This window comes from Flavobacterium sp., assembly GCF_049318325.1.
Lineage (GTDB): Bacteria > Bacteroidota > Bacteroidia > Flavobacteriales > Flavobacteriaceae > Flavobacterium.
This window is the reverse complement of the sequence record NZ_JBMOGQ010000177.1, coordinates 1-4,003: the sequence shown is the minus strand read 5'-3', so window position 1 is coordinate 4,003 and position 4,003 is coordinate 1. Positions and strand designations below refer to the sequence as shown.

At 34.3% G+C, this 4,003-nt stretch carries 6 protein-coding genes; 3 read left to right on the top strand and 3 right to left on the bottom strand.

The genetic code is table 11. The features are described from left to right. Window positions 1–257: 257 nt before the first annotated feature. The 3 genes from ACOYLP_RS11245 (at window position 258) to ACOYLP_RS11235 (ending at window position 1,886) form a co-directional block, all read left to right on the top strand. The gene (locus ACOYLP_RS11245; protein WP_422856264.1) at window positions 258–596 is read left to right on the top strand and encodes a transposase; all 339 of its coding nucleotides are present in this window, start codon (window positions 258–260) and stop codon (window positions 594–596) included. A 175-nt stretch (window positions 597–771) separates the two neighbouring features. After that, the gene (locus tag ACOYLP_RS11240) at window positions 772–978 is read left to right on the top strand and encodes a helix-turn-helix domain-containing protein (protein ID WP_422856263.1); all 207 of its coding nucleotides are present in this window, start codon (window positions 772–774) and stop codon (window positions 976–978) included. 2 nt (window positions 979–980) lie between these two features. Continuing rightward, on the top strand, window positions 981–1,886 hold the full coding sequence (locus ACOYLP_RS11235; protein ID WP_422856262.1) for a hypothetical protein: 906 nt from the start codon (window positions 981–983) through the stop codon (window positions 1,884–1,886). Here the strand turns inward: ACOYLP_RS11235 and ACOYLP_RS11230 are convergent. From ACOYLP_RS11230 to ACOYLP_RS11220, 3 genes are all read right to left on the bottom strand, one after another. Next, window positions 1,883–3,118: a DNA cytosine methyltransferase gene (locus ACOYLP_RS11230; protein WP_422856261.1), complete on the bottom strand. Its 1,236-nt coding sequence runs from the start codon at window positions 3,116–3,118 to the stop codon at window positions 1,883–1,885. The genes ACOYLP_RS11235 and ACOYLP_RS11230 overlap by 4 nt on opposite strands. A gap of 2 nt (window positions 3,119–3,120) precedes the next feature. Continuing rightward, the gene (locus ACOYLP_RS11225; RefSeq protein ID WP_422856260.1) at window positions 3,121–3,441 is read right to left on the bottom strand and encodes a helix-turn-helix domain-containing protein; all 321 of its coding nucleotides are present in this window, start codon (window positions 3,439–3,441) and stop codon (window positions 3,121–3,123) included. A gap of 254 nt (window positions 3,442–3,695) precedes the next feature. Continuing rightward, the coding region (locus tag ACOYLP_RS11220) for a tyrosine-type recombinase/integrase (protein WP_422856259.1) at window positions 3,696–4,003 on the bottom strand (308 nt) is incomplete at its 5' end.

Here is a 4,003-nt window from a genome sequence, read left to right as displayed (position 1 = left end):
CTGGGCAGCCCATGGGCCACCGCGGACAACCGGCGAAAGCCCGCAGCCGCCCAAATACCCATACCCCTCCCGGCCCTTGCCCTGAAACCCCCGGCTCAACGTCAGCGGAGCAGGCCGTGCTCGCGCAAGGAACTTTGGGCCCCGCGCAGTATGCCGTCGGCGATTTTGCCGTTGAGCACCACCCGCGCTCCTAATTCAAATTTCTACTTATTACAAATTAATTGAACTTGGTTTAGGGAAACATCTAAACATTTCAATTGGATAAAAGGCATACTGCCAAAAGGATTATGAAAAAGCGAGGCAGCACGGTAGAGCCTGTATTAGGTGCCATGCTCAATTTTTTGAACCTAAAACGAGTAAATACAAGGGGAATAAGGGCTGCCAACAAGCACGTGATGATGAGTGCCTTGGTTTACAACCTTAAAAAACTCTTGAAATTTAAGTCTAAAAATGTCAAAGAAGCGATCCAAATACTGCCTCAGGCAGAAAAGGTGGCGGCTTTTTGTAAAATCGTATTTTTAGAACTCAAACAAGCCATTTTAAGGCACTTATTTTTCGAGCCAAATTTAGTTAATCCCCAATGTGCCTCTGTTTAAAGGCCTGTATTCAAGCGGTTTTTTGACAAAATTCCCGCTTTTTATATTTTTAAAAGGGTTGTGCAACAGACACTGCTGTTAGGTGCTGGCGTTTGGTTTTGCTTTTCTAAACATATTTTAAATAGTAGATAGTTGTCCATTGTATAGCTGTCCACATATTTTCATCTTTGCAAATATGGATATTAAGAAAAAATTTGGGGCAAAGGTCAAGCATTTAAGAACAGAAAAAGGTTGGTCTCAAGAGAAACTAGCCTTAACTGCTGATTTGGATAGAACTTATATACCAAGTATTGAAGCTGGAAAACGAAATGTTTCAATAACAGTAATTGAGCAAATTGCTAAGGCATTAGATGTAGAAATATTTGAACTATTAATATTCTAAAGATGATAAAGGAAATAAAAAATATAGAAAAGGATTACATGGATAAAATTTGGACTATTGTGAGTTCAAATGATTTTATAGAAGACTTAAAAAAAATTGAATTCTATATTCAAAAGAACTATAAATTTCTTGATGAGAATTGGGATGAAAAAAATAAAATTAAGATTGGTGTTGAAAGATTAATCAGATTTCATTTATATAAAAACTTTAAAGTAATAAATGTTTATCCTTCTCCAGTTAGTTCTGATATGGCAATAGAGCTGTATGATATATTATTAAATATTGATGCAAAAACAATAGATATGAATGGTAATTCTGGAGATGATACAGCAATTCATTTTCAAAAAAATCAAATTACATTTAATAATGAAGCTTTTTTTAAGCAAAAGGTTAAAGGCTACCAATTTGCAGGTATTACATTTCCAGCACGATTAGAAAGTTTTTATAGAGAAAAACCTGTTTTAACTTTTTTTGTAACTGTTAATTATAAAGATGATGCATCATTAAAAACTTTTAGTTTATCTCATCTTTCATTATGCTGTGTCCCTCATGATTTAATTGTCAAAGAAGATTATGATAATAAAATAATTAGCAATTTTAAAACTCATCAGTACATAGGTAAGGCAAAAGCTGAAACAATAGGTAGACTTTACCTGCCTAAAAATAATATTGTAACAAATTGGATTCCATTTAGTATAAAAGGTACTGGTACGGAGGACGCTTACTTAGATCCAAGTTTAGACCACCCGTTTATTCCAAAGAGCAAATCTGTTTGGAAAAAAATAGGCGGTAAATATAGTATTTTGACTTATGGTGGTTCAGCCCGTATCGATAAAAATAATATTACAACTCGATTAGATTCTAAAAATAAAACATGGATTGGATTTCGACAAAAATATATTTATTAAATTAATTCTTTTTTTGTTTTTTTTATTTTAATTATTTCAGATTCATATTTTAATTGATGATAGATGATGTCGCCAATTTTTTTTCCTAATAATACAGGGACTGCGTTACCTATTTGCTTATACATATTTCCTAGACTCCCTTTAAAGATAAAATCATTTGGAAAAGTTTGTATAATAGCACATTCACGAACCGACATTCTTCTTTCCTTGTTTGGGTGAATTTCAGGTCCAGTTGCAGTAATAGTGTCACTTGGTCTTTCCCAATTATTAATACGTAATGACTGTTCGAAAGAAATTGGTTTTAATTCCAATTCAGTTACAGCTAAATCAAATTTATCATCAAATCCTAATAATTTTTTCAATTCCCACCAATCACTTGGGTTGGGTATACTACCAGAGTTATTGTCTTTTCTAAACCAGTGGCCGGCAGTATGTGCATAACCGAAATGCTCATCAATTCTCTTTGTCGACCAGCCGCTTAATTTTCGCCAATACTTTAAATAATCGCAAATTTCGTGCTGATCAATCTTGCTTTTTCTACCCCAAAAAGTATCTGCAACATTTGTTCTTGCTATATGATTGTGTATTACTTCACTACCTAATTTAAATGATTTATCTCTGGTTCTAACCTTTTCTAAATGACCGCAAGTTTCTTTTACTGTAACATAAGGTTTAATGTTATAATTAAATAGGTCATTAAATTCTCCGTGTGTTTTTTCTGGAAATAAATTATTTAATCCTAATCTATTACCAATAATAACTACTCTCTCTCTATGCTGAGGAACACCATAATCTGAAGCTTTTAATAATTTGTAATCAACAGTATAACCAAGTGATTTAAAATCGTTCACAATCATTTCAATTACCTTACCTTTTTGCATTGATAGTAAACCTTTAACATTTTCTCCAACAAAAAATTTAGGTCTTTTGTCGTCAATTAATCGCAATAATTCTTTGTACAAAAAATTCCGTTCATCCTCCATGTTTCTTTTAGTATTGGCTACTGAAAACCCTTGACATGGAAAGCCCCCTAGTAAAACATCAAAATCATCCGGTATATCAGAGCTAGGTATTTTGGTAATATCACCGTATACTATATGGTCGCCTATATTATTTTTATATGTTTCTACGGCTTCTTTAAAGAAGTCATTAGCCCAAATGACATCAAACCCAGCTTGAATAAAACCTAAATCCAAACCACCGCATCCTGAGAATAGTGAAGCTACTTTCATTTTTATTTTTTCGTTTTTAAATATTTTATTTTTTCTTCTGCAACCTTTAGTATATTAATACCAGCATCAGATTCTATTATTTTATAAGCTAATTGGTCACTTAAGTTTTCTTCTATTAATATTTGCACATCATGATTGAAGAATTTTGCAACTAGTTTTATTTGTTCTTTCGTTGCCTGTCTTTCGTTACGTTCAATTTTTCCGAGCAAAGAAGTGTCTATACCGATTTCAGTGGCAACCTGACGCAATGACATTTTTTTTTGTTCACGCAATGAACGAAGCTGTTCACCAAATGAAGAAACTAGATTTTTTGTTAATGTCATTGAGGACTAAATTTGTCCAAATGTACAATAAAAAACTGTCGGGGACAAAAATTGTCCCTTAAAGTTTTCAACAGTCATAAGTATTTTATAGTTTGTTCGAAGATTAAAGGTCGAAAAGAATGATTGACTTGTTTTGTTGGGTCGTCTACTACGCTTGCTGGCAACTTACTTATAGCCGCTATAATCCTTCGCCTATCCGCCAAATGGGTTGTATAGGCGAAGGTTTGTTTCCTGTTATCGAATGTACGGGATTTTCACACATCGTCAAACGGCAATTGGATTTGTTGCAGGGTTTTGGAGGTTACATGGGTGTAGATTTCTGTGGTTTTGCTGCTGCGGTGCCCCAGCAATTCATGAATGTACCTGAGGTCTGTTCCCGATTCCAATAGGTGGGTGGAATGGCTGTTCCTTAACCCATTTAGGCTGGCCGGTTTTGGCTTGCCGACGTTTAGCCAGGTTTGCTTAAAAATCCGTTGCAAACTGCGTTTGCTGTATTTTTCGCCCGCTTGCAGCTTGATTTTTAGGGAGGTTTTAGTTAAAATGTACCCAAGTTTGAGGAAGG